Genomic DNA, 23,582 nt, shown 5'->3' with positions numbered 1-23,582 from the left:
TTGTTCACCACAGGCATCACAGCACCTCCGGCGCGAGCGAAATGATCTTCATGTGCTTTTTGCCGCGCAGCTCGCGCACGACCGGGCCGAAGATACGGGTGCCGATCGGCTCCTCGTTCTTGTTGACCAGGACGGCGGCGTTGCTGTCGAAGCGGATGGTCGATCCGTCCGCGCGGTGGATATCCTTGCGGGTGCGGACGATGACCGCCCGGTGGACGTCACCCTTCTTCACCTTGCCGCGGGGCTGTGCTTCCTTGATGGAGACGACGATGATGTCGCCCACACCCGCCACGCGACGCTTCGAGCCGCCCAGCACCTTAATGCACTGCACCCGCTTCGCGCCGCTGTTGTCAGCGACGTCGAGATTGGACTGCATCTGGATCATCGATCCGTATCCTTCTCAACTCTGGGGTCGATTTCTGACCGAGCCCCGCCTGTAAAAACAAAACCCGGCGCGAATTGCCTCGCCCAAGCTACAAAAACAAAACCCGGCGCGAGCTCAGCTCGCGTCGGGGGAGCGGCCCTCTAGCCGTTCCCTGCCCGGAGCACAAGGCCCCGGCCTGCCCTCAACCCTCGGCCGAAGCCCGCTCCGGCGTCGCATGGGTGTCCACCCGCGCAATCACCGTCCAGGTCTTCAGCTTGGATACCGGCTTGGTCTCCTCGATCCGCACCGTCTCGCCCTGCTTGTAGGCATTCGCCTCGTCATGGGCGTGGTACTTCTTCGAGCGACGGATGATCTTGCCGTAGAGCGGGTGCTTCACCTTGCGCTCGACGTTGACCACCACGGTCTTCTCACCCTTGTCGGAGACGATCACTCCGGTCAGCACGCGCTTCGGCATGGGTCGTTCCTTACTTGGCAGCCTCAGCGCCGGTGCGCTGAGTCTGGAGGGTCTTGATCCGCGCGATGTCGCGACGGACTTCGCGAACGCGGCTTGGGCGTTCGAGCTGGTTCGTTGCCGACTGGAAGCGCAGGTTGAACTGCTCGCGCTTCAACTGGCCGAGCTGCTCGACGAGCTGGTCGTCGCTCGAACCCTTGAGATCATCGATACGCGCCATCGTCATTCGCCTCCGAGGTGGCTCGTGTCGCCCAGACGCGCGACCACCTTAACCTTGATCGGCAGCTTCATCGCCGCCCGCTCGAACGCCTCCGCGGCAACCTTGCCGTCGACCCCGTCCAGCTCGAACAGGATGCGGCCCGGCTTGACCCGCGCCGCCCAGAATTCCGGCGATCCCTTGCCCGAGCCCATGCGGACTTCGGCGGGCTTCGACGAGACCGGCACGTCGGGGAAGATGCGGATCCACAAACGCCCCTGGCGCTTCATGTGGCGCGTGATCGCACGGCGCGCCGCCTCGATCTGGCGCGCGGTAATGCGGTCGGGCTCCATTGCCTTCAGGCCATACGACCCGAAGTTCAGCGAAAAGCCGCTCTTGGCGTCGCCGGAGATCTTGCCTTTGAACGCCTTGCGGAACTTGGTCTTTTTCGGTTGCAGCATCTGCTCGTTCCTTAGCGGCGGTCGTCGCGCGCCGGACGGACGCCAGACGTCTGGGCCTCCATCATCAGCCGGTCGGTCGCCATCGGGTCGTGACCCAGGATTTCGCCTTTGAAGACCCACACCTTGACGCCGCAGACCCCGTAGGAGGTGTGCGCGGTCGCCTCGGCATAGTCGATGTTGGCACGCAGCGTGTGCAGCGGCACTCGGCCCTCGCGGTAGCTCTCCGAACGCGCGATCTCCGCACCGCCCAGACGTCCGCCGCATGCGACGCGGATGCCGTCGGCACCGAGACGCATCGCCGACTGCACCGCACGCTTCATGGCGCGACGGAAAGCGATACGGCGCTCGAGCTGGTCGGCGATACCCTGCGCGACGAGCCGCGCGTCGACTTCCGGCTTGCGGATTTCGACGATGTTGAGCGAGACGTCCGACTTGGTCATCGCGCCGATCGTCTTGCGCAGACGCTCAATGTCGGTGCCCTTCTTGCCGATGATGACACCGGGGCGCGCCGCGAAGATCGAAATGCGGCACAGCTTGGCCGGACGGTCGATCACCACCTTGGAGATCGCGGCCTGCGGCAGCGTCTTCATGATGAACTGGCGGATCTTCAAATCCTCCAGCAGCAGGCGCGCATAGTCGGCGCCGTCGGCGTACCAGCGGCTGTCCCAGGTGCGGTTGATCTGCAACCGCATCCCGATCGGGTTGCTCTTGTGACCCATTATGCTTCTTCCTGCTCGCGGACGACGATGCGCAGCTTGCTGAACGGCTTGAGGATGCGGGTCGACTTGCCGCGGCCGCGCGTGGCGAACCGCTTCATGACGATGCCCTTGCCCACGCTCGCCTCGGACACGACCAGCGCGTCCACGTCGAGGTTGTGGTTGTTCTCCGCGTTGGCGATGGCGGAGGCCAGAACCTTGCGCGCGTCGACCGCCATGCCCTTGGTCGAGAACTGCAGAATGTTCATCGCATCGCCGACCTTGCGGCCGCGGATCAGCGCCGCGACCAGGCCCAACTTCTGCGCCGAGCCACGGATCTGCGTGCCGACCGACAGGGCTTCCTTGTCGCCGACCTTGCGGGGGGATTTCGGCTTGCTCATCAGCGCTTGCCCTTCTTGTCCGCGGCGTGGCCGGGGAAATAGCGCGTCGGCGCGAACTCGCCGAGCTTCATGCCGACCATGTCCTCGTTGACGGACACGGGCACGAACTTGCGGCCGTTATAGACGCTGAACGTCAGCCCGACGAACGTCGGCAGGATCGTCGAGCGGCGCGACCAAGTCTTGATCGGCGCACGCGCGTTGGTGTCCTGGGCGGTTTCCGCTTTCTTGAGCAGGTGGAGGTCCACGAAAGGACCCTTCCAGACCGAGCGAGCCATGTTAGCCCTTCCTCTTCGTCGAATGACGCGACCGGATGATCATCTTGTCGGTCGACTTGTTGTGACGGGTGCGCGCACCCTTGGTCGGCTTGCCCCAAGGCGTGACCGGATGACGACCGCCCGAGGTGCGGCCTTCGCCGCCGCCGTGCGGATGGTCGACCGGGTTCTTGGCGACACCGCGGGTCAGCGGGCGGATGCCCTTCCAGCGGTTGCGCCCGGCCTTGCCCAGGTTCTGGTTCTGGTTGTCCGGGTTCGACACCGCACCGACCGTCGCCATGCACTCCGAATGAATGTAGCGCTGCTCGCCCGAGTTCAGGCGGACGATCACCATCCCGCGATCGCGACCGACGACCTGCACATACGTGCCTGCCGAACGCGCGATCTGACCACCCTTGCCGGGCTTCATCTCGACGTTGTGGACGATCGTGCCGACCGGGACCGACCCCAGCTCCATCGCATTGCCCGGCTTCACGTCGGTGCGCTTGGCGGCCAGCACCTTGTCGCCGACGCTCAGGCGCTGCGGCGCGATGATGTACGCGACGTCCGCCTTGGCTTCACCCTCGCCATCGACCGCTACAGTGCCGTAGTTGATCAGTGCAATGAACGCAGTCCGGTTGGGATCGTATTCGATCCGCTCGACCGTGCCTTCGACATCCCAGCGGCGACGCTTGAAGTCGACGAAGCGATACCGCTGCTTGTGACCGCCCGCGATGCCGCGGCTGGTCACATGGCCCTTGTTGTTGCGTCCGCCGGTCTTGGGCTTGCCTTCGGTCAGCGCCTTGACGGGGCGTCCCTTGTAGAGCTGCGACCGATCGATGAGGACCAGCCCGCGTGTCGACGGCGTCGTCGGATTGAATTGCTTGAGTGCCATCTGCTCAGACCCCCGTCGTCACGTCGATCGACTGACCGTCGGCGAGCGTCACGATCGCCTTCTTGATGTCGGACTTGGTGTAGGGCGTGCCCTTCCACTTCTTGGTCTTGCCCTTCTGGACGATCGTGTTCACGCCGGTGACCTTGACGTTGAACAGCGCCTCAACCGCCGCCTTGATCTCGGGCTTGGACGCCGAATTCGCGACCTTGAAGACCACGGCGTTATGCTCGCTGAGCATCGTCGCCTTCTCGGTGATGTGCGGGCTGAGGATCACGTCGTAATGACGGATGTCGGCCGTCTTCTGGGGCTTGCCACCAAAAACCTTAGCCATGGAAACGGGCCTCCAGCTTCTCGAGGCCGGCGCGGGTCAGGACCAGCGTCTCGGCACGAAGGATGTCATAGACGTTGGCACCGACCGCGGGGAGGATATCCACCTCGTGAAGGTTGCCCGCCGCAAACGCGAAGCTCGTGTCGACGATATCGCCGTCGATCACCAGCGCGCGCTTGCCGAAGCCCAGCTTGGCCAGATCGCCCTTGAGCGTCTTGGTCTTGCCGCCTTCGACCGCCAGGCTGTCCATGACGACCAGCGAACCCGCCTTGGCATGGCTCGACAGCGCCATCTTCAGGCCCAGCGCGCGAACCTTCTTGTTCAGGCTCGGGTTGAAGTCGCGGACGCGGGCGCCGTGCGCCTTGCCGCCGCCAACGAACACCGGAGCGCGGCGATCGCCGTGACGGGCAACGCCGCCACCCTTCTGGCGGCCCAGCTTCTTGCCGGTGCGTGCGACGTCAGCCCGCTCGCGGGTCCCGCGCGCAGTAGCCCGACGCTTTTCGAGCTGCCAGGTGACGACACGGTGGAGGATGTCGGCGCGCGGATCGAGGCCGAAGACCTCGTCGTTGAGCTCGACCTCGACGCCCGCCTCACCGGAGAAGGACTTGGATTGGATCTTCATGTCTTAGCCCTCGCCATTGGTGTTGGCGCCAGTGGCAGGACCGGTGTCGGATGCCGGAACGCTGCCAGGATCGACTTCGCCCGCGCCCGCTGCGTTCGATGCCTCGACGCCCGCGGCCACTTCCTCGGCACTCGGCAGCGGCGGCAGCTCGTGAACAGCGCCTTCCTCGATCTCGGCAACATGCGGCGTCTCGTCATGCGCAACGCTGCGCAACGCCGCCGGATACGGCGCGTCGGCGTGTGCCGACACCTTCACCGCGTCCTTGACGAACAGCCAGCCGCCCTTGGAACCGGGGACCGATCCCTTGACGAAGATCAGGCCACGTGCGGCATCGGTGGAGACGATTTCCAGGTTCTGCTGGGTGCGATACTTGTCGCCCATGTGCCCGGCCATCTTCTTGTTCTTGAAGACCTTGCCCGGGTCCTGACGCTGACCGGTCGAACCGAGCGAGCGGTGCGAGACCGAAACGCCGTGCGTCGCGCGCAGACCGCCGAAATTCCAGCGCTTCATGCCGCCGGCAAAACCCTTGCCCTGCGTACGGCCCTGGATGTCGACGAGCTGGCCTGCGACGAAATGCTCCGCCGAAATCTCGGCGCCGACGTCGAGGAGGTTGTCCTCGGTCACGCGGAACTCGTGGACGACCGCCTTTGGCTCGACCTCGGCCTTGCCGAAGTGGCCGCGCTGCGGTTTGGCGACGTTCTTGACCTTGGCAACGCCTGCGCCAAGCTGGACGGCGGTGTAGCCGTCGGTATTCATCTCGCGACGGGAAACGACCTGCAACGCCTCGAGCTGCAGGACGGTGACCGGCACGTGCCGGCCATCATCCTGGAACAGGCGGGTCATCCCCATTTTCTTCGCGATCACGCCGGTGCGCATGACCAAACTCCTCACAGAGGCACCTCACGGGATTGCGAGGTGCGTGCCGGGACTCCATCAAAGTACTACTTTGATGGAACCCGTAGCCCGGAATAGCGAAGCGTGCCCCCGTCCCGGGCTGGTGTCTCTGTGGTACAGAAACAGACGGGAGACGCTGTCCCGGTGGCAAGCCACCAGCGGTATCTCTCATGCACCCGGGCGAGCAGGACGAGTCGTCGACTGCGCGGCGGATGCAGGCCGTTAGGCGAGTTTGATCTCGACGTCAACGCCTGCGGCGAGGTCGAGCTTCATCAGCGCATCGACCGTCTGCGGGGTCGGCTGGACGATGTCGAGCATCCGCTTGTAGGTGCGGACCTCGAACTGCTCGCGGCTCTTCTTGTCGACGTGGGGGCCGCGCAGCACCGTGAACTTCTCGGTGCGCGTGGGCAGCGGGATGGGCCCACGGATCAGTGCGCCGGTGCGGCGTGCGGTGTCGGCGATGTCGCCGGTCGCCTGGTCGAGCACCCGGTGATCGAACGCCTTCAAACGAATGCGGATATTGCTGTCCATAGTCCCTACCGATGCGAAAGAGCGGAGCCGCCACCGCCGTCCGCTGTCGCTGCGACGGGGCTAAGGCCGAAAACTCGTGCTATACTACAAAAAGGAAGCGGCCGACCCCGTCGCCGGGGCCGGCCGCTCCGTTGCAGGCCTTAGCCTATATTACTTGCTGATGCCGCTGACAATCCCCGAACCGACGGTCCGGCCGCCTTCGCGGATCGTGAACCGCTGGCCGACGTCCATCGCGATCGGCGCGATCAGCTTGATGCCGAGCGCAACGTTGTCGCCAGGCATCACCATTTCGGTGCCCTCGGGCAGCTCGACGGTGCCGGTGACGTCAGTCGTGCGGAAGTAGAACTGCGGGCGATAGTTGGCGAAGAACGGCGTGTGACGGCCCCCCTCGTCCTTCGACAGCACGTACACTTCCGACGAGAAGTCGGTGTGCGGCTTGATCGAGCCGGGCTTGCACAGCACCTGGCCGCGCTCGACCTCTTCACGGCCGACGCCGCGGATCAGCGCGCCGATGTTGTCGCCCGCCTGGCCCGAATCGAGCAGCTTGCGGAACATCTCGACACCGGTAACCGTGGTCTTGCGGGTATCGTTGATGCCGACGATCTCGACTTCCTCGCCGACCTTGACGATGCCGGTCTCGACGCGGCCGGTGACGACCGTGCCGCGACCCGAGATCGAGAACACGTCCTCGATCGGCATCATGAACGGCTTGTCGAGCGGACGCTCGGGCTGCGGCAAATACGTGTCGACCGCTTCCATCAGCTTCAGCACTGCGTCATGGCCGATCTCGGGGGTCTTGTCCTCGAGCGCCGCAACCGCCGAACCCTTGATGATCGGGATGTTGTCGCCGTCGAAGTCGTACTTCGACAGCAGCTCGCGGATTTCCAGCTCGACCAGCTCGAGGATTTCCTCGTCGTCGACCAAGTCGACCTTGTTCATGAACACCACCATCGTCGGCACGCCGACCTGGCGCGCCAGCAGGATGTGCTCGCGGGTCTGCGGCATCGGGCCGTCGGTCGCGGACACGACCAGGATCGCGCCGTCCATCTGCGCCGCACCGGTGATCATGTTCTTCACATAATCGGCGTGGCCCGGGCAATCGACGTGCGCATAGTGGCGCGCGGTGGTCTCATACTCGACGTGCGCGGTCGAGATCGTGATGCCGCGCTCGCGCTCCTCGGGGGCCTTGTCGATGTTCGCATAGCTGGTGAACGTCGCGCCGCCGGTCTCGGCCAGCACCTTGGTGATCGCCGCGGTCAGCGACGTCTTGCCGTGGTCGACGTGACCGATCGTGCCGATGTTGAGGTGCGGCTTGTTCCGCTCGAACTTTTGCTTCGCCATGTTTCCTACCTTTTGATTCGAATCCGCCGCCGCATCCGAGACCGCGCGAACGCGGCCCCATAGCGGCTGTTTTCAGGTTACGCCAGCCCGGGGCGGGCAGCGCCTCAGGCCAGCTTGGCCTTGATTTCGTCCGCGACGTTCGACGGCACCTCGTCGTAGTGCGAGAACTGCATGCTGTACTGCGCCCGCCCCTGCGTGAACGAGCGCAGCTGGTTCACATAACCGAACATGTTCGCCAGCGGCACCATCGCCTCGACCGTCTGCGCGTTGCCGCGCGAGTCGGTGCCCTGGATCTGCCCGCGGCGGCTGTTCATGTCGCCGATGACGTCGCCCAGATAATCCTCAGGCGTCACGACCTCGACCTTCATGATCGGCTCGAGCAGCTTGATACCCGCCTTCTGCGCGGCTTCGCGCATTGCGCCGCGCGCACAGATCTCGAACGCCAGCGCCGACGAATCGACGTCGTGGTACGCGCCGTCGTACAGATGGACCTCGAAATCGATGATCGGGAAGCCGATCAGCGATCCGCCCTCCGCGGTCTCGCGCATGCCCTTCTCGACCGAGGGGATATATTCCTTGGGAATATTGCCGCCCTTGACCTCGTCGAAGAACTGGAAGCCCGTGCCGCGCTCGCCCGGGATCACGGTCAGCTTGACGCGCCCGAACTGGCCCGAGCCGCCCGACTGCTTCTTGTGCGTATAGTCGATGTCGACCTTCTTCGCGAGATACTCGCGATACGCCACCTGCGGCGCGCCGACGTTGGCCTCGACCTTGAACTCGCGCTTCATCCGGTCGACAAGAATCTCCAGGTGGAGCTCGCCCATTCCCTTGATGATCGTCTGGCCGCTCTCGGCATCCGACGACACGCGGAACGACGGATCTTCGCGCGCCAGGCGGTTGAGCGCGACGCCCATCTTCTCCTGGTCGGCCTTGGTCTTGGGCTCCACCGAAAGCTCGATGACCGGATCGGGAAACTCCATCCGCTCCAGGATGATCGGCGCGTTGAGCGCGCACAGCGTCTCGCCCGTCGTCGTGTCCTTCAGACCGGCCAGCGCGACGATGTCGCCCGCGAACGCCTCCTGGATGTCCTCGCGGCTGTTCGCATGCATCAACAGCATGCGGCCGACCTTTTCCTTCTTGTCCTTGACCGAATTCATCACGACCGATGCGGTGTCCATCCGGCCCGAATAGATGCGCGCAAAGGTCAGCGTGCCGACGAACGGATCGTTCATGATCTTGAACGCCAGTGCCGACATCGGGGCGTCGTCGGTCGGCGGACGCGTATCCGCGGTGACGCCGTCGAGCTTCAATCCCTCGACGTCCTTGATGTCGAGCGGGCTGGGCAGATAATCGACGACGCCGTCGAGCAAGGGCTGCACGCCCTTGTTCTTGAACGCCGAACCGCACAGCACCGGCACGAACGAGAAGTTCAGCGTGCCCTTGCGGATCAGCGTCTTCAGCGTCGCCGTGTCGGGTTCGGTGCCCTCCAGATATGCCTCCATGACGTCGTCGTCCTGCTCGACCGCCATCTCGATCAGCTCGGAACGCGCCGTCGCCGCGGCGGCCTTCATATCGTCGGGGATTTCGGTGATCTCGAACTTGGCGCCGAGCGACTCCTCGAGCCAGATGATCGCGTTGTTCTCGACCAGGTCGACCAGACCCTTGAACCCGCCCTCGATACCGATCGGCAGATACAGCACCGCCGGACGCGCGCCGAGGCGGTCCTTGATCATCTCCACGCAGCGCTCGAAGCTTGCGCCGGTACGGTCGAGCTTGTTGACGAAGCACATCCGCGGAACGTGGTACTTCTCGGCCTGCCGCCACACCGTCTCCGACTGCGGCTCGACCCCAGCGACCCCGTCGAAGCACGCGACCGCGCCGTCGAGCACGCGCAGCGACCGCTCAACCTCAATCGTGAAGTCGACGTGTCCCGGCGTGTCGATGATGTTGATCCGGTGATCGTTCCAGAAGCACGTCGTTGCAGCCGACGTGATCGTGATCCCGCGCTCCTGCTCCTGCTCCATCCAGTCCATCGTCGCGGTGCCTTCATGCACTTCGCCGATCTTGTAGGACTTGCCGGTGTAATAGAGGATGCGCTCGGTCGTCGTCGTCTTGCCGGCGTCGATATGCGCCATGATGCCGATGTTGCGATACTTTTCGAGCGGATGGCTGCGGGCCATGACGTTGGTCCTTCGGACTAGAGATCGATGTTGGTATAACAGCCCCTAAGGGGCGAGATATTTCAGCAGCGCAAGCGCGGCAGCCAGCAATGCGGCACCGCCGATCAGCGCTTGAACGACGATCGCCCAAGGGGACAACATCTTGTCCCGCTCGAGCTTGTACTGCTCGGCCAGTAGCTTGTAGCGTTCCGCCGACAGCTTCGCCTCCTCCGCCGTCAGCTTGGCCGCCTCCGCCCGCAGCTTGCGGGATTCCGCCTCGAGCCGCGCCGACTGGCGGTTCAATTCATCAATGGACGGTTCGGGTGCAGTCGCCATCGCCGGGTCTCCTTCACCCGATATAATCGCCTACCAGCGATAATGCGAGAAGGCGCGGTTGGCCTCGGCCATGCGGTGGGTGTCTTCACGCTTCTTCACCGCATTGCCACGGTTGTTGGCGGCGTCCATCAGCTCGCCCGACAGCCGCGCGGCCATCGTGTTCTCCGAGCGCGACCGCGCCGCGGTAATCAGCCAGCGGATCGCCAGCGCCTGCGCACGCTCGGGGCGAACCTCGACCGGCACCTGATAGGTCGCACCGCCAACGCGGCGCGACCGGACCTCGATGCCCGGCTTGATGTTGGTCAGCGCATCGTGGAACACGCCGAGCGGGTCGCGCTTGGCGCGGCTTTCGACGGTCTCCATCGCGCCGTACACGATCAGTTCGGCGACCGACTTCTTGCCGTCGTACATGACGGAATTCATGAACTTGGAGAGAACCTCGTCCCCATAACGGGGATCGGGAAGGATGATGCGCTTCTCGGGGCGGCGACGACGTGCCATTTCGTATTTCCTTCTAAACTTCAGCCTCGGTGGTCGGAAAACCCGTGCCCGACTTGCGTCGGCCGGGCCCAACCGGCTTACTTCGGACGCTTGGCGCCGTATTTGGAGCGGCTCTGGCGGCGATCCTTGACACCCTGCGTGTCGAGCACGCCGCGCAGCACGTGATAGCGCACGCCGGGAAGGTCACGCACGCGCCCGCCGCGGATCAGCACAACCGAGTGCTCCTGGAGGTTGTGCCCCTCGCCAGGAATGTAGCTGATGACTTCGCGCTGGTTGGTCAGGCGGACCTTGGCTACCTTGCGCAACGCCGAGTTCGGCTTCTTCGGGGTCGTCGTATACACGCGGGTGCAAACGCCGCGCTTCTGCGGGTTCGCTTCCATCGCAGGGACCTTGTTCTTGGCCTTCTGCGGATCGCGGCCCTTGCGGACCAGCTGGTTGATCGTCGGCATTGAAGCCTTCACCTTTCACATGGTTACTTTGCGATGGCGAATGCAAGAAGGGCCATCGGCGCGGCAAGTGCCGCCCCTAGGCCCCGGATGTGCGCCCGCAATGTTCAATTCGCCCGGATAACCGGACGGAGCGCGCCTATACGGGAGGAGTCGACGCCGGTCAACCACCTGGGGTCGACGGGGCTTGCTTGCCCCGCAATGCGGCGGTAACGGGGGTGGGGATAGGGGTATAGCTCAGCTGGTTAGAGCGTCGGTCTCCAAAACCGAAGGCCCTCGGTTCGAATCCGAGTACCCCTGCCACGTCCTCCGAGACTTGGCAGGAGCGCAGGCGTTTCCAGGCATTGCAGCAGGGGTGCGAGCGTCGCGCCATCCAGAACCGCGATGCGTTCCGGCCCTCGACGTCGGATGCAATCGATCGGCGTAATGGGCGACGTCGAAGGTTCGATGGCATCGCCGATCGGCCGCAGCTGTCCACAATACCCGATTCACGGCAATACCGCGTCGAGCACGGCGTAGAAGCCCGCCGCCTTGGCAGCGGCAACGAATAGCGACGGGAGGGAATAGGACAGGTCCGTCCCCGTCCGGTGATCGGCGGGGCACTTCCTGGTCTCCTGTTCGATCGGGAGGAGATATGTGCACGGAGGATCGTAGAACGCGAACAGCCTGAGCTCTGTCTGGATCGTCCGCCTGTCGGACCGGCCGGTGCGGCAATGCCGTTTCCGACGGCATGCGATCCACGTGCATGATTGTCCGTCCAGGGGCGCAAGCGCCGCAGCGAACCGGCCGGCCAAGCGCAGCTCGGTTCGACGCTGTGGATTGCACGTCCACGGTGTACGTTCGCGCCGGTGACGTGCGCCCTTGCCAGCGCGTGACGACGCCGCTATCTCCCTCGCCCATCCGACATCGCGGACGGTTCCTCTCGCTTGCCGCAAGGCGGCGAACGGGACGCCGTGTCAGAACAAGGTTCAGCAAGCCCGTGGCGAAGACGTCCCCATCCGAATTCTTCCGGCAGGTCCAGGCCGAGACCAAAAAGGTCGTCTGGCCGTCGCGCAGGGAAACGGTGATGACCGCGGTGATGGTGGTCATCATGACCACGATCCTGGCGCTGTTCTTCCTGGGCGTCGATTCGATCTTCGAAGCGATCGTGCGGGCCCTCCTGAAGATCGCGCAAGGACAGTAATCGCCATGGCACGCTGGTACATCATCCACGCCTATTCGGGTTTCGAGGGCAAGGTTCGCGATTCGATCATGGCGGAGGCGACCCGCATGGGCCTCGACCAGCTTGTCGAGCAGATCGAGGTCCCGACCGAGACGATCACCGAGGCGCGCCGCGGCAAGAAGATCGCGGTCGAGCGCAAGTTCATGCCCGGCTATGTGCTCGCCAAGCTCAACATGAACGACGACGTCTATCACCTGGTCAAGAACACGCCCAAGGTCACCGGCTTCCTGGGGTCGATGGGCAAGCCCCAGGCGATCAGCGAAACCGAAGCCGCGCGGATGCTCAATTCCAAGGAAGAAGCCGCCGCCGCACCCAAGCAGAAGGTCAAGGTCGACTACGAGATCGGCGACGCGGTCAAGGTGCTCGAAGGGCCCTTCGCCAGCTTCACCGGCACCGTCGAGGAGCTCGATTTCGACAAGTCCAAGGTCAAGGTGTCGGTGTCGATCTTCGGCCGCGCGACCCCAGTCGAATTGGACTTCGAGCAGGTCGAGCGGAGCAAGTAGGGCGTAGCCCGCACGCGCGTAGCAAAAAGCTACGAGCGAGACGGGCTAGCCCGGCCGGCCTCGGCGCAGCCGTGGACCGACGACATGGGCTTTGCCCTTGTCGCCTCCGTCCTCCCGCTCTCGCTCCAGAGCACGTCCGGCAGCATCGACATCCGCACCATCGGATGCTAAATTCCGTGCTTCAACGGAGTAGCTGATCATGCGCACGACGCTCGCCCTCGACGACGACCTGCTTGCCACGGCGCAGGAATATTCCGGCATCAAGGAGAAGACCGCGCTCGTGAACGAGGCCCTGCGGCGGATGATCCGACAGGAAAGCGCAGAACGACTGATCCGATTGGGCGGCTCCGATCCGACTGCCATGGCCGCACCGCGTCGCCGATCGCTATAAGCGGTGCGGCTAATCGTCGATGCGTCGATCTGGATAGACCATCTGCGTCAACCCGAACCGGCGCTCTCGATCGCATTGAGGCGAGACTATGCCCTGATGCATCCGTTCACCCTTGGTGAGATCGCATTGGGCAATTTGGGAAACCGGCAGAAGGTGATGCGCGAGTTGGCCCTTCGCTTGCAGCCTCGCCTGGCGCGCGATGCCGAAGTGCTTGCAATGGTCGATCAGCACCATCTTCATGGCAGGGGAATAGGCTGGGTCGACGCTCATTTGCTCGCCTCCACCGTCCTTACATCGGACACCCGGCTATGGACCCGCGACAAGCGCTTGATGGAGGCGGCGCGCGAACTCGGCGTTGCCGCGCATCTCGCCAACTGACCGGCCGACATCGACCTCGTTCGCGCGCTACCCCGAATAGGGCCCAGGCATGGTGCGGCCGGTCAAACGTACCCTGGAAGTGTATTTGAACACTCGCAAAAGAGCGTGTCTGGAAGCGATACCGGACCGCCTCCCCTGCCAGTTATCCAGAAAGTATGCCGGATAGGCGGTCGGCAGGGCGAGCAGGCCAGCCGCGCGATACGACACCGATACGTTCGGAAGCGAACGGCCGGACGCGGGCCCAAAGCCCGCGTCCCTCCGTTCACATCAGGATCAAATCGCTCGTGCCGAACGCCTGCGCGCCGGTCGTCACCACGAAGAAGCCGTCGTCGAACTGCCCGTCGCCGTCGATGTCGAACGACACCGTCGCCTTGCCCGAGCCCGCCACGATGTTGACCGCGGCGCCGGCGAACGCGCTGACGTCGATCTTCTCGCCCGAGGTCCAGTCCTTGATCAGGTCGCCATCGAGGCTGTCGAACACGAAGCGATCGACGCCGGCACCGCCTGCCAGCACGTCGTAGCCGGTGCCGCCGTTCAGCGTGTCGTTGCCGGCATCGCCGAACAGCGTGTCGGCGCCGCCCAGGCCGAATAGGAAGTCGTCGCCCGCCTCGCCCTTGAGCTGGTTGGCCCCCGCATCGCCGGTCAGCCGGTCGCCGAAGGTCGATCCGCGCAGGTTCTCGACGGTGTTGATCGTGTCGAGCCCGACGCCGGTATCCTGCGCGCGGGTGATCGACAGGTTGACGGTCACGGCGCGCGCGGCGCCGTAGAAGTCCGCCGTGTCGACGCCCGCGCCGCCCGCGATCGTGTCGTTGCCGAGGCCACCGGTCAGCGTATCGTCGCCGGCATCGCCGAACAGCTGGTCGTCGCCCGCGCCGCCATCGATCCGGTCGTTGCCGGTCTCCCCCTTCAGCCGGTTCGCGCCCGCGTCGCCGGTCAGCGTGTCGTCGCCGCGCGATCCGCGGACGTTCTCGATGCTGGTCAGCGTATCCGTTCCCATCGCGCCGGTGACGGTGCCGCGCGCCAGGTTGGCGGTCACGCCCTGCGGACCGTCGGCATAATCGGCGGTGTCGGCGCCATCGCCCCCGTTCAGCGTGTCGTTGCCGAGCCCGCCGATCAGCGTGTCGTCGCCGCCGCGGCCCATCAGCGTGTCGTTGCCCGCATTGCCCTTGAGCACGTTGCCGACCGCATTGCCGAGCAGCACGTCGTTGCCCGATCCGCCGGTCGCATTCTCGATCGTGACGCCGTTGGCGATGGTGTAGCCGCCGAAGATGTCGTCGACGAACGAGACGACCCCGCCCCCCGTCGGCGAATAGTCGAGCGTCGCCGCGAGCAGGTCGATCTGCGCCGCGCGCGCGCCGTCGTAGCGGATCTCGTCGGTGCCGCCGGTATCCCAGATCGTCTGGTAATAGGTGCCCTGGTCGTTGGCGTCGCCGAGCCGGTAGACGGTGTTGCCGCCCTCGCGCGGGGTGACGCCGTAGCGCAGCTGCAGCTCGGCGATGTCGAACGCGCCGAGCGTCCCCGACCAGCCGCTGTCGATGTTCGCGCCGGTGTACGGCGTCGGCCCGTCGGGGTGGAAATCCCATGCGTCGTTGTACGACATCACGGTATAGACGCCCTGGTTCAGGTTGAAGAGCCCGTACGACCCGGTCGCCGCGGTCACCCCCAGCATGATGTCCGACCCGCCGCCGTTGTCGTGCGGATGCGCGAGACCGTGCGCGTGGCCGAATTCGTGGAGCATCACCGCGAACGAATAGCCGCCCTTTTCCAGGCTCTGCTGGTCGTCGAAGCTCCAGCCGCCGCTCAGCACGTTGAACACGCCGACGCCCTGCGCATCGCCGTAGGCAGGGTCCTGCGGGAAGAAATACGCGCCGTATTGCGCGGATTCGGTCTTGAGCAGCCGGAACGTCGCCTGCGCCTCGTCGGTGGTGACGACGTAATTGACCCCCAGGATGCGCGTATATTCCTCCAGCGCGACCATCACCTGCTGCTTCTCGAACGCGTTCCAGTCGATCGTCACCATCGGCCCGCCGTCGTCGCCGGTCTGGCCGAAATTCTGGTCCGAATCGCCGAAATAGACGTACGCCGTCGGCACCCCCGCAACGTCGACCGTCGGGATGTTGTCGGCGTTGCGCCAATTGATCGAATCGAGCGGGTCGAAGTCCGCCGGGTCGACCGCGGTCACATCGAGCGTATAGCCGCCGGTCTGGTCGGGATAGGCGATCACGTCGAGGTAATAGGTCCCGCTCACCGTCGGCACGAACGAGAAGCCCGAGCCGATGTTGGTCGGATAGGCGATGTCGTCGTTGAAGCCGATGAACGTCCCGTCGGGCGCGTACAGCCCCAGGATCGTGTCGAGTTCGCCCTGCGGAACGTTCAGCGGGTCGGTGTCGTAATCGGCGCCGCCCGCCAGTTCAAAGGTGTAGAGCTTGCCCGCCTCCAGCACCACCTTGTAGGTGTCGACGTCGTTGCTCGTCTCGATATGCCCGAAGGTCGTGCCGACCCCGATCGCGACCGCGCCCGCGAAGGTATCGGGCACCTGGTCGGTCGCGCGCTGCTGCCAGACGTCGATCGTGTAATCGCCGACGTCACCCGCGCCAAAGGTCTGCGCGGTCAGGAAATAGGTGCCCGTCGCGGTTGCGGTGAAGGTGAGCAGCGAGGTGATCCCCGCCCCGCCGTCGTCGTCGGCATTGATGAACGTGCCGGTCTGGTCGAACAGCGCCAGCAGCGGATCGTCGATGCCGTTCGCGCCCACCCCGCGCAGCGCCACCGAATAGGTCTGCCCCGCCACCACCGAAAGCCCGAAGACGTCCTGCGTCTCGCCCGGGGTCAGCGTGCCGGTGAAGCGGGTGTCCGACGCATTCTGGATCGTCGCGGGAATCGCGCTCGCGATCGTGCCCAGCGTCGTCGTCGGCATGTCATAGACGCGGTCGCGCGCGATCGCGGATTTGCCCATGCACAGCGGGCACCCGCATGCCAGGATCAGGTCGTCCGCCTTCGCTTCGCCCAGCGCATAGGTGTCGATATACATTCGGTGTTCCCCGGATTCGATGGCGGGCCCGTCCCCGCCGCATTTCATGAAGAAATCATGAAAGCGCGTTCACCGCAACACCATTTCTGCTAAGACCGGTGCATGAAGCGGATCGGCGGAGGCGACGGGCGAACGCATGGACGAACCGGTCCGTCATCGACGTGCGCCGCCCTGCTCGGCGTGCTCGCCTGCACCGCCGCGAACGCCGGACAGGCCCGGCCCGACCGCCACTGGATCAAGGACTTGCACAAGCCTCCTGCCACCGCCACGCCGGTCGCCGGCCTGCCCCATGCGGGTACGCGTACCTTTGCGACGCTCGACGAATACCTCGCCTGGCTGCGCGACTTCGCCGCCCCCACCGGCCGCGCCTGGTACCGGGAGGTCCGCCCCGGCCTCTTTCGACTCGAAACCGGCAACCTGCGCCCCGCCGCGCCGCCGCGCCTGTTCACCCGCGACGAGCTGGAGCGCCGGTTCGGGTTCCGGCGATAGGGGCCCCGCCTATCTCGCCGCCTACCGCCCCGCCTCCACCAACGCACGCTCCGCCGCGCTCAGGCCGAACAGGCGGCAGGTCAGCTCGTGCAGCTCGGCCTCGTCGTCGCGCAGCACCGCATAGAGCTCGGCCAGCCGCTCGCCCAGCGCCACGATCTGCTCGGCCAGCGCGGGCTCCGCCGCGGTCGCCACCCGGCGCAGCTTGTCGAGGAGCCGTTTCGCGTCGCCCTTGCCCGTCCACGCGAACGCCAGTGCGACCGCGCGCCATTGCGCCGCGACCAACGGCGACTGCTCGGCCGAAACGAACAGCCGCGCCGCCTCCGCCTCGTCGATCAGGAGCCGCACGCACCCCGCGTCGGCCGCCACGCCCAGCGCGGACGCAGGCCGGATCGTCGCGTCGATGCGGGCGAGCGCCGCCTCTTCCTGACTGGCGCGCTCCTCGTCCGCCCACGCCTTGCGCGCGTTCGCCAGGATGCGCTTGGGCGCAGCGGCTTCGATGTCGGGGATCGGCCGGACGTCGGCGAGCAGGCGATCGAGCGGCAGCGGCGGCCGCGACGTGCCCGCCAGCCGCTCGGCCAGCGCCGCACGCTCGTCCATCTGCAACGTCCGCCGTTCCTGCATCCCCTTGGCGAGCGCGGTCAGGGAGGCTCGGTCGGTCCGGTTCGCGCGCGGGATCGGCAAGGGCGCGATGAACTGCTTGTTGGCCGACTTGTATTCGCCGCGGAACGGCTTGGTCAGCCAGCCGAAGATCATGTCGGTCACCGGTGCGTTGAGCACGCCCGCCAGCAGCCAGATGTCGTCGACACGCGCCGGTACGACCCCGCCGACATCGACATTGTCGCAATAAAAGCGCCCGCCCTCATCCGCGAAGCATTGCAGCCGGGCGACCAGCCGCGGCACCAGCAGTTTGGGCAGCTCCTGCTTGTCGAGGTTCTTCGGATAGATGTAGCCGAACCACTTCGTATCGCTGTCGTTCTTCCGATTGTCCCGCGCCCGCAGCTCCGCCTCGAACTGCCGCAGATACGCCCACGCCTTCGGAAACCGCGTCGCCATCTCCTCCGGTGTGAACAGCCGCGCGCCGCCTTCATCGACATGGTACGGAAACAGCAGCCGCGTGGCCGTCCGCGGCTCCAGGAAGCGCTTGACGTCCGCGCCCGAAACGAGCGGCTTCATCACCGCATCCTCGATCTCGACCACCACCTCCTGGGCCTTGACCGCCTTCGCCTTGCCCGCCTTCTCGCGCACGTCGCGCGGCCGATAGGCATAGCGGTTCTTAGCGACCCGGCGAAGATGATAGATGTGGTCGGCGCTGGTCTGGATGCCGACAATGATGCCGCCCGTGTTCTCCGCAGATCCCAGCGACGACGTGCTGCGCCGCAGCCGCTCGATCAGCCCGCGCACCGGCGCGGGCGCGATCAGCCACGGCTTCAACGGCTGGGTGATCGCATCGTACGGCAGCGCCAGCGCGTCGTCGCGCCAGTCGACCTGGCTGATGTCGCCGTCGCCTGCAAAACCCAGCCGGATCGCCTCGTTCGGCGCCTTCGAGAAGATCTGCACCGCGGTATATACCGTCGCCTCCTCGAAGACCTGATAAGACCGGAAATCGAGCCATTTCTCCAGGTGGCGTCCACCATGCACCAGGGCGCGCAGCCCCTCGCCATATTCCAGCGTCGGCCACAGGTTCGGCGCGATATAGCCCATCCGGCCGCCGTCGTTCAGCAGCTGCAGTCCCTTCTCGATGAAGGGCAGGTACAGGTCGAAATTGCCGGTGCCCGTCGACCGGTACGGCGCCTCCCCCGACGACCCGTTCACCAGCCACGCCGCCATGTCGGCATGGACCTTCACGAAGTTCTGCAGCTTCACGTACGGCGGGTTGCCGATCACCGCGTCGAAGCTGCCGGTCGCGAAATCGCCCTCCCAGTCGAAGGTGTTGATCCGGTCGCGCTCCTCCGCATCGTCCAGCGTTCGCTTGTTGTAGAAGCGCTTGTCGACCAGGCTGTTGCCGCAGGTGATGTTGCGGTCGAGCGACGACAGCGGCCGGTTCGCCTTGGCGGTGTGCAGCCACAGCGACAGCCGGGTGATCTCGACCGACGCCGGATTGATGTCGACCCCCCACAGATTGTCCGACAGGATGGTCTCGGTCACATCGGCGTCGGACAGCCTCGCCTGGATCGCGCCCGCCGCGTACGCCGCGGTCATCGCCGCGGTGAACTCCACCTCCAGATACGACAGCGCGACGATCAGGAACGCCCCTGACCCGCACGCCGGGTCGATCACCCTGATCCGCCGCAGCCGCTCCCAATAAGCGCCCGCAGCCGCCCTCACCGCCTCCGTGCCGGGATCACCCTCGACCGGCCAGCCCGCGTCCGCTTTCCACCGCGCGATCAGCGGGTCGATCACCTCCTCGATGATCTTCCGCACGACCCATTCGGGGGTGTAGTAGACGCCGTCGCGCTTGCGTTTGGTAACCTCGGTCAGCGACGGTCGCTTCTCCGCATCCGCCTCCAGCTTCTCCAGCTCGACGATCGACTGTTCGAAGATATGGCCGAGCGTGTAGAGACCGATCGAGTTCTTGGCGTCGCCTTCGCGCGAGAAATTGTAGGTGGCGGCCAGGAAATACAGCGTGTCCGGGTATTCCGACAATTTCGCCTCGTTCTGCGACTGGCCGAAGCGGACGAACAGGCGATTGGGCAGCTCCAGCGCTTCGAGCGCCGCGTCATCGGCGAACAAGCCGCCGTTGAACCGGTGGATGCGGGTTGCGCCAAGGTCGCCGCCCGAATTCATGATCGCGAAGATGCGTTTCAGTCGCCGCCAGACCTCGTCGCCCTCGCCTTCCAGGAACTGATCCTGGCTCTGCCGCTTCAGCTCCTCCTCCAGCGCGCCCGGCGGGAAGCCGACGCGCCAGCCCATGTCCTCGGCGAACATCACGAAGATCAGCCGGTCGAGCAGCTTCTGCCCCAGCCGCACCGCGCCGCTGCGGGTCAGCGCGACGCCCTTCTTCGCCAGCGCGCCGCGCTGGAGCGTGATGTTGCGGATCAGCACCTCGCGATACGCGCGGTAATGCGCGTAGAACTTGTCCTCCAGCCGCTTTTCGCTGCGGCCCTGCTTCTCGATCAGCCGCTCCAGCCGGGTACGGCCGGCATCGCTCAGCAGCCATTCGGGCCGGAACAGAAACTGGAACAGGAACCGGTCGAACCGCGCTTCGTCGTCGGTGCCCACCAGCGTCTGCGGGTTGAACAGGTCGCCGCCCTCGATCTTGAAGCGCATGTACCGGTCGGGGAAGCCGTCCCACCAATACAGCCGGAATTCGTTCATGTCGGTGACGATCGCGTAGCGCGGCTGGACGGCCTCGTTGCCGAACAGTCCCCGGCGCGCGTTCCACAGATAGTCCTTGGCCTGCATCACCGGCGAGCGCGTATTGCCCTTGCGCGGCTGCGGCGCGTCGAGGCCGGAGCGGACATCCTTGAACTCGCATACCACCTGCGGGATCTCGGCGCGCCCGCCCCCGAACACGCCGAGCGCCAGGTCGGCCTCGCCGCGATTGCCGGTCTGCCCGGAGCCGGCAATCGAGAATTTGGGCCACAGCTCGAAGCCGCCCGCCTGCCCCCCGCCCTGCCCGCCGTCGAAGCGGTATCCCCAAAGGTCCGCGAAGAACCGCTTGGTGAACGCCCCCTCCGCCTGCGTCTCGCGCTTCAGCTCGCGCTTCGCCCATTCCGCCAGCCGCTCGCGCAGGCCGTCGTCGGTGTTCGCGGCGAGGTAATCCTCATACTCGTACGCCAGCTCGGCTTTCAGGAACTCGCGGTCGAGCAGCGGCTTGAAACGATCGGGTGTCACCCGCCGACCTTGGCGGGCGCTTGCGCGGAAATCTACCCACAGGATTTGGCAGCCGTGCTCTTGCCGCCTGCGGCGACCGCGCTAAGATCGACGGATCATGGCGGAACAGCAATATGGCTTCGACCTCGGCACCCCGGATCGCGTGGACAAGCCCTTGTTCGACTCCGACGAAATCCGCGCCGATGCACTGGCGATCATCGCCGAGGCGAGAGGATGCACCCGCGACGGCCCCTGGGATGCGGCCGAACTGAAATACCGGCGGATCATGTTTCCGCATCTGGTCAGCTGGGTTACCGACGAGGCGGAGCGCGACCAGCTGCGCTTCGCCTTCACGCGCGAGATCGAGCGGATCGAGGCGCTCCTGGCGGCCTAGCTTCGGGACGAACCGTCCTTCCCCTTCATGTCCCCGATCCGCCATCCCCCGAACAACGCCCGCGTGTCGTCGTGCGGAGCCTTCGCCGGGTCCGCCCTGCTCCATCCGGCCACCTGCGCCAGGTCGGGCGTGTCGGGCGGGCAGTGCCAATAGGGGTTCTCGCCACGCGCCAGCCGGGCGGCCTCCATCACCCGGAACGCCTCGCGGTCGCGCTCCATCCGCGCCTCGTGCATCGCGGCGAGGCGATGGCTGTGCGCCCCGGGCGATTCGCCACGGCGGCGCTTGATGTGCGGCGGCGCGTCCTGGTTCAGCACCGCTTTCTGGTGCAGGTACAGCAGTTGCAGCGCCTGGTTCGCGGTCATCGGCGGCACCGCGGGCGGCGCGTTGTGCCGCCAGTCGTCGTGCGCGTGGCTCTCGGGCAGGCCTGCCGCCAGCAACGCCATCTCCACCGCCTCATACCCTTGCGCAAGCGCCATCCGCCACTCGCGCGCGAAGGCGGGGCTGTCCTGCCGCCGCCGGTAGAAGTGGGTCGATTGCGTCCCCACCGCAGCCGCCGCCAGCCGCACGTTGCACGTCGCCGACAATGCGGCCAGGAAGCGTTGCTCGGCCGCCCGCGTCAGCCTGCCCGGATGCGCGCGCCGCACCTGCACCGTCCCATCGCGCCGCCGCACCGTAACCATCTCCCCGCCGAGGGTCCGATCCTTCTTTCGATCCTCCCCCAGCTTGCTGGCAGTTGCGGGTCGACCAGGCCCCGCATGGTCGAGGACCGTCCGGGGGACGGTCCGACCCGCAACTGGGGACCGCCAGTCCTCTTGGGCTGGTGGTGGAGTGGCCTGGCGGCGGGCAAGACGCGCCGTCGCCACCACCAGCGCCGCATCCCACTTTTGCGCGAAGTCGGGATGGGCAATGCGCCGACGCTGCATCGTCAGGTAAGACACGCCCGCCTGCTCCGCGGCGAGCCGAACATTGCCGGTCGCCTCCAATCGACGGAGGAACGCGGCGTTCTGGAGCGCCTTGGCGCGGGTGAGCGGGTGCGGCATCCGCAACGCTTCCACACACTTTTCCAACATTGCAAGATTGTTGGATTCCCGCTAACGGCCCGCGCTCCAACGCACATCGCTATGGACATCGACCGTGGGAGGGCTCGCGCCCGCATGCACCACTAAGAGGAACGTATGGCAAAGAAGATCACCGGCTACATCAACCTGCAGGTGCCTGCAGGCGAGGCCAAGCCCGCGCCGCCGATCGGGCCTGCGCTGGGTCAGCGCGGCGTCAACATCATGGAATTCTGCAAGGCGTTCAACGCGCAGACCTCGGGTGAGGAAAAGGGCACGCCGCTGCCCACCCGCATCACCGTCTATGCCGATCGCTCCTTCTCGTTCGAGACCAAGACCCCGCCCGCGACCTTCCTCATCAAGAAGGTGCTCGGGCTGAAGTCGGGCTCCAAGGAGCCGGGCAAGGCGTCCGCGGGCACGATCACGCGCAGCCAGCTGCAGGGCGTGGCCGAGGCCAAGATGAAGGATCTCAACGCCAACGACATCGACGCGGCGACCAAGATCATCGAAGGCAGCGCACGGGCCATGGGCCTGCAAGTGGTGGAGGGTTAAGATCGTGGCAAAGCTCAGCAAGAAGCAGAAGGCGATCTCGATCAACCCCGAGCAGCTTCACGGCATCGACGAAGCGATCGCGATGGCCCGCTCCGGCGCCACGTCGAAGTTCGACGAGACCATCGAGGTCGCCCTGAACTTGGGCGTCGATCCCCGCCACGCCGACCAGATGGTCCGCGGCGTCGTCAACCTGCCCAAGGGCACCGGCAAGACCGTCCGCGTCGGCGTGTTCGCGCGCGGTCCCAAGGCGGAGGAAGCCACCGCGGCGGGCGCCGACGTGGTCGGGGCCGAGGACCTGATGGAGGCTATCCAGGGCGGCACCATCGACTTCGACCGCTGCATCGCGACCCCCGACATGATGGGTATCGTCGGCCGCCTGGGTAAGGTCCTGGGCCCCAAGGGCCTGATGCCGAACCCCAAGCTCGGCACCGTCACGATGAACGTCGCGCAGGCGGTCAAGGACGCCAAGTCGGGCCAGGTCGAATATCGCGTCGAAAAGGCCGGCATCATCCACTCCGGCATCGGCAAGGCGAGCTTTCCGGAAGCGGACCTGCGCGCCAATTTCGATGCGCTGGTAGACGCGATCGTCAAGGCCAAGCCCTCGGGCGCCAAAGGCAAGTACGTCAAGAAGGTCGCGATCTCGTCGACGATGGGCGCGGGCATCAAGGTGGATACGGCGGAAGTCGCAGGCGCGTATGGCGGAAGTGCGCGGCGCTTAAGCGCCGCGGTGCGCCGGGCGAAGCTCCGGCGCACCCTTCCGGGCCGGACGAGGGCACCCCGCAAAGTGATACTTTGCGGGTGCCCGTCGCGGCTGCAGCCGCGACCGACGTGATGGCGCGCGATTCACTCGCGTGCCCGCCACAA

Annotated in this window: 27 protein-coding genes, 1 tRNA gene and 1 pseudogene; 9 read left to right on the top strand and 20 right to left on the bottom strand. The window is 65.7% G+C overall.

Annotated features, from left to right (window positions below; genetic code table 11):
* Positions 1–16: 16 nt before the first annotated feature.
* The 17 genes from rplN to rpsL form a co-directional block, all read right to left on the bottom strand.
* Positions 17–385 carry a 50S ribosomal protein L14 gene (gene rplN / locus ACE5C1_RS02270; protein ID WP_258890479.1) on the bottom strand — a complete coding sequence of 123 codons (369 nt, stop codon included), beginning with the start codon at positions 383–385 and terminating at the stop codon, positions 17–19.
* Positions 386–566: 181 nt separating this feature from the next.
* On the bottom strand, positions 567–839 hold the full coding sequence (gene rpsQ / locus ACE5C1_RS02265; RefSeq protein WP_374942436.1) for a 30S ribosomal protein S17: 273 nt from the start codon (positions 837–839) through the stop codon (positions 567–569).
* Between the two features lie 10 nt (positions 840–849).
* The gene (rpmC, locus tag ACE5C1_RS02260) at positions 850–1,056 is read right to left on the bottom strand and encodes a 50S ribosomal protein L29 (protein ID WP_374942435.1); all 207 of its coding nucleotides are present in this window, start codon (positions 1,054–1,056) and stop codon (positions 850–852) included.
* Between the two features lie 2 nt (positions 1,057–1,058).
* On the bottom strand, positions 1,059–1,493 hold the full coding sequence (rplP, locus tag ACE5C1_RS02255) for a 50S ribosomal protein L16 (RefSeq protein WP_374942434.1): 435 nt from the start codon (positions 1,491–1,493) through the stop codon (positions 1,059–1,061).
* Positions 1,494–1,504: 11 nt separating this feature from the next.
* Complete coding sequence (rpsC, locus tag ACE5C1_RS02250) at positions 1,505–2,212, bottom strand: 30S ribosomal protein S3 (RefSeq protein WP_374942433.1); 708 nt, start codon at positions 2,210–2,212, stop codon at positions 1,505–1,507.
* Positions 2,212–2,589 carry a 50S ribosomal protein L22 gene (rplV, locus tag ACE5C1_RS02245; RefSeq protein WP_374942432.1) on the bottom strand — a complete coding sequence of 126 codons (378 nt, stop codon included), beginning with the start codon at positions 2,587–2,589 and terminating at the stop codon, positions 2,212–2,214. The genes rpsC and rplV overlap by 1 nt, the downstream gene beginning before the upstream one ends.
* Positions 2,589–2,864, bottom strand: coding sequence for a 30S ribosomal protein S19 (gene rpsS / locus ACE5C1_RS02240; RefSeq protein ID WP_331041403.1), 276 nt, complete (start codon positions 2,862–2,864; stop codon positions 2,589–2,591). Before rpsS ends, rplV begins: the two co-directional genes overlap by 1 nt.
* A gap of 1 nt (position 2,865) precedes the next feature.
* Positions 2,866–3,735 carry a 50S ribosomal protein L2 gene (rplB, locus tag ACE5C1_RS02235; protein ID WP_374942431.1) on the bottom strand — a complete coding sequence of 290 codons (870 nt, stop codon included), beginning with the start codon at positions 3,733–3,735 and terminating at the stop codon, positions 2,866–2,868.
* A 4-nt stretch (positions 3,736–3,739) separates the two neighbouring features.
* Positions 3,740–4,066, bottom strand: coding sequence for a 50S ribosomal protein L23 (locus tag ACE5C1_RS02230; RefSeq protein ID WP_374942430.1), 327 nt, complete (start codon positions 4,064–4,066; stop codon positions 3,740–3,742).
* Complete coding sequence (rplD, locus tag ACE5C1_RS02225; protein WP_374942429.1) at positions 4,059–4,685, bottom strand: 50S ribosomal protein L4; 627 nt, start codon at positions 4,683–4,685, stop codon at positions 4,059–4,061. Before rplD ends, ACE5C1_RS02230 begins: the two co-directional genes overlap by 8 nt.
* A gap of 3 nt (positions 4,686–4,688) precedes the next feature.
* Positions 4,689–5,561 (bottom strand): 50S ribosomal protein L3, encoded by an 873-nt coding sequence (gene rplC, locus ACE5C1_RS02220; RefSeq protein ID WP_374942428.1) that lies wholly within the window; start codon positions 5,559–5,561, stop codon positions 4,689–4,691.
* A 240-nt stretch (positions 5,562–5,801) separates the two neighbouring features.
* Positions 5,802–6,110: a 30S ribosomal protein S10 gene (rpsJ, locus tag ACE5C1_RS02215; RefSeq protein WP_374942427.1), complete on the bottom strand. Its 309-nt coding sequence runs from the start codon at positions 6,108–6,110 to the stop codon at positions 5,802–5,804.
* 150 nt (positions 6,111–6,260) lie between these two features.
* On the bottom strand, positions 6,261–7,451 hold the full coding sequence (gene tuf, locus ACE5C1_RS02210) for an elongation factor Tu (protein WP_374942426.1): 1,191 nt from the start codon (positions 7,449–7,451) through the stop codon (positions 6,261–6,263).
* 104 nt (positions 7,452–7,555) lie between these two features.
* Positions 7,556–9,631, bottom strand: coding sequence for an elongation factor G (gene fusA, locus ACE5C1_RS02205; protein WP_374942425.1), 2,076 nt, complete (start codon positions 9,629–9,631; stop codon positions 7,556–7,558).
* Positions 9,632–9,676: 45 nt separating this feature from the next.
* On the bottom strand, positions 9,677–9,946 hold the full coding sequence (locus ACE5C1_RS02200; RefSeq protein WP_374942424.1) for a hypothetical protein: 270 nt from the start codon (positions 9,944–9,946) through the stop codon (positions 9,677–9,679).
* 30 nt (positions 9,947–9,976) lie between these two features.
* Positions 9,977–10,447, bottom strand: coding sequence for a 30S ribosomal protein S7 (gene rpsG, locus ACE5C1_RS02195; RefSeq protein ID WP_374942423.1), 471 nt, complete (start codon positions 10,445–10,447; stop codon positions 9,977–9,979).
* Between the two features lie 77 nt (positions 10,448–10,524).
* Complete coding sequence (gene rpsL / locus ACE5C1_RS02190) at positions 10,525–10,896, bottom strand: 30S ribosomal protein S12 (RefSeq protein ID WP_188449622.1); 372 nt, start codon at positions 10,894–10,896, stop codon at positions 10,525–10,527.
* 223 nt (positions 10,897–11,119) lie between these two features.
* On the opposite strand from rpsL, the gene ACE5C1_RS02185 reads away from it, so the two are divergent.
* From ACE5C1_RS02185 to ACE5C1_RS02165, 5 genes are all read left to right on the top strand, one after another.
* Positions 11,120–11,196 (top strand) — tRNA-Trp (locus ACE5C1_RS02185).
* 676 nt (positions 11,197–11,872) lie between these two features.
* Positions 11,873–12,076 carry a preprotein translocase subunit SecE gene (gene secE, locus ACE5C1_RS02180; RefSeq protein ID WP_374942422.1) on the top strand — a complete coding sequence of 68 codons (204 nt, stop codon included), beginning with the start codon at positions 11,873–11,875 and terminating at the stop codon, positions 12,074–12,076.
* Between the two features lie 5 nt (positions 12,077–12,081).
* Positions 12,082–12,618: a transcription termination/antitermination protein NusG gene (nusG, locus tag ACE5C1_RS02175; RefSeq protein WP_374942421.1), complete on the top strand. Its 537-nt coding sequence runs from the start codon at positions 12,082–12,084 to the stop codon at positions 12,616–12,618.
* Between the two features lie 199 nt (positions 12,619–12,817).
* Positions 12,818–13,009, top strand: coding sequence for a type II toxin-antitoxin system VapB family antitoxin (locus ACE5C1_RS02170; protein WP_374942420.1), 192 nt, complete (start codon positions 12,818–12,820; stop codon positions 13,007–13,009).
* Positions 13,010–13,012: 3 nt separating this feature from the next.
* Positions 13,013–13,387 carry a type II toxin-antitoxin system VapC family toxin gene (locus ACE5C1_RS02165; RefSeq protein WP_374942419.1) on the top strand — a complete coding sequence of 125 codons (375 nt, stop codon included), beginning with the start codon at positions 13,013–13,015 and terminating at the stop codon, positions 13,385–13,387.
* 262 nt (positions 13,388–13,649) lie between these two features.
* On the opposite strand, the gene ACE5C1_RS02160 is transcribed toward ACE5C1_RS02165, so the two are convergent.
* Entirely contained in the window at positions 13,650–16,415 is a 2,766-nt protein-coding gene (locus ACE5C1_RS02160) for a pre-peptidase C-terminal domain-containing protein (RefSeq protein ID WP_374942418.1), read from the bottom strand.
* Positions 16,416–16,517: 102 nt separating this feature from the next.
* Between ACE5C1_RS02160 and ACE5C1_RS02155 the strand changes: the two genes are divergently transcribed.
* Positions 16,518–16,904: a hypothetical protein gene (locus ACE5C1_RS02155; RefSeq protein WP_374942417.1), complete on the top strand. Its 387-nt coding sequence runs from the start codon at positions 16,518–16,520 to the stop codon at positions 16,902–16,904.
* 21 nt (positions 16,905–16,925) lie between these two features.
* On the opposite strand, the gene ACE5C1_RS02150 is transcribed toward ACE5C1_RS02155, so the two are convergent.
* Positions 16,926–20,738 carry an Eco57I restriction-modification methylase domain-containing protein gene (locus ACE5C1_RS02150; RefSeq protein ID WP_374942416.1) on the bottom strand — a complete coding sequence of 1,271 codons (3,813 nt, stop codon included), beginning with the start codon at positions 20,736–20,738 and terminating at the stop codon, positions 16,926–16,928.
* Between the two features lie 97 nt (positions 20,739–20,835).
* Between ACE5C1_RS02150 and ACE5C1_RS02145 the strand changes: the two genes are divergently transcribed.
* Positions 20,836–21,111, top strand: coding sequence for a hypothetical protein (locus ACE5C1_RS02145; RefSeq protein ID WP_374942415.1), 276 nt, complete (start codon positions 20,836–20,838; stop codon positions 21,109–21,111).
* On the opposite strand, the gene ACE5C1_RS02140 is transcribed toward ACE5C1_RS02145, so the two are convergent.
* The gene (locus tag ACE5C1_RS02140) at positions 21,108–22,151 is read right to left on the bottom strand and encodes a hypothetical protein (RefSeq protein WP_374942414.1); all 1,044 of its coding nucleotides are present in this window, start codon (positions 22,149–22,151) and stop codon (positions 21,108–21,110) included. The two genes, ACE5C1_RS02145 and ACE5C1_RS02140, sit on opposite strands and share 4 nt — an antisense overlap.
* 135 nt (positions 22,152–22,286) lie before the next feature.
* Here ACE5C1_RS02140 and rplK point away from each other — a divergent pair, with 135 nt between their 5' ends.
* Both rplK and rplA read left to right on the top strand, forming a co-directional pair.
* The gene (gene rplK, locus ACE5C1_RS02135) at positions 22,287–22,718 is read left to right on the top strand and encodes a 50S ribosomal protein L11 (protein ID WP_374942413.1); all 432 of its coding nucleotides are present in this window, start codon (positions 22,287–22,289) and stop codon (positions 22,716–22,718) included.
* A 4-nt stretch (positions 22,719–22,722) separates the two neighbouring features.
* Positions 22,723–23,412, top strand: a pseudogene (rplA, locus tag ACE5C1_RS02130) (50S ribosomal protein L1); the annotation flags it as partial.
* Positions 23,413–23,582: the final 170 nt, after the last annotated feature.

Origin of the sequence: Sphingomonas sp., assembly GCF_964263785.1 — a bacterium.
GTDB lineage: Bacteria > Pseudomonadota > Alphaproteobacteria > Sphingomonadales > Sphingomonadaceae > Sphingomonas.
This window is presented reverse-complemented; position numbering and strand designations above follow the sequence as displayed.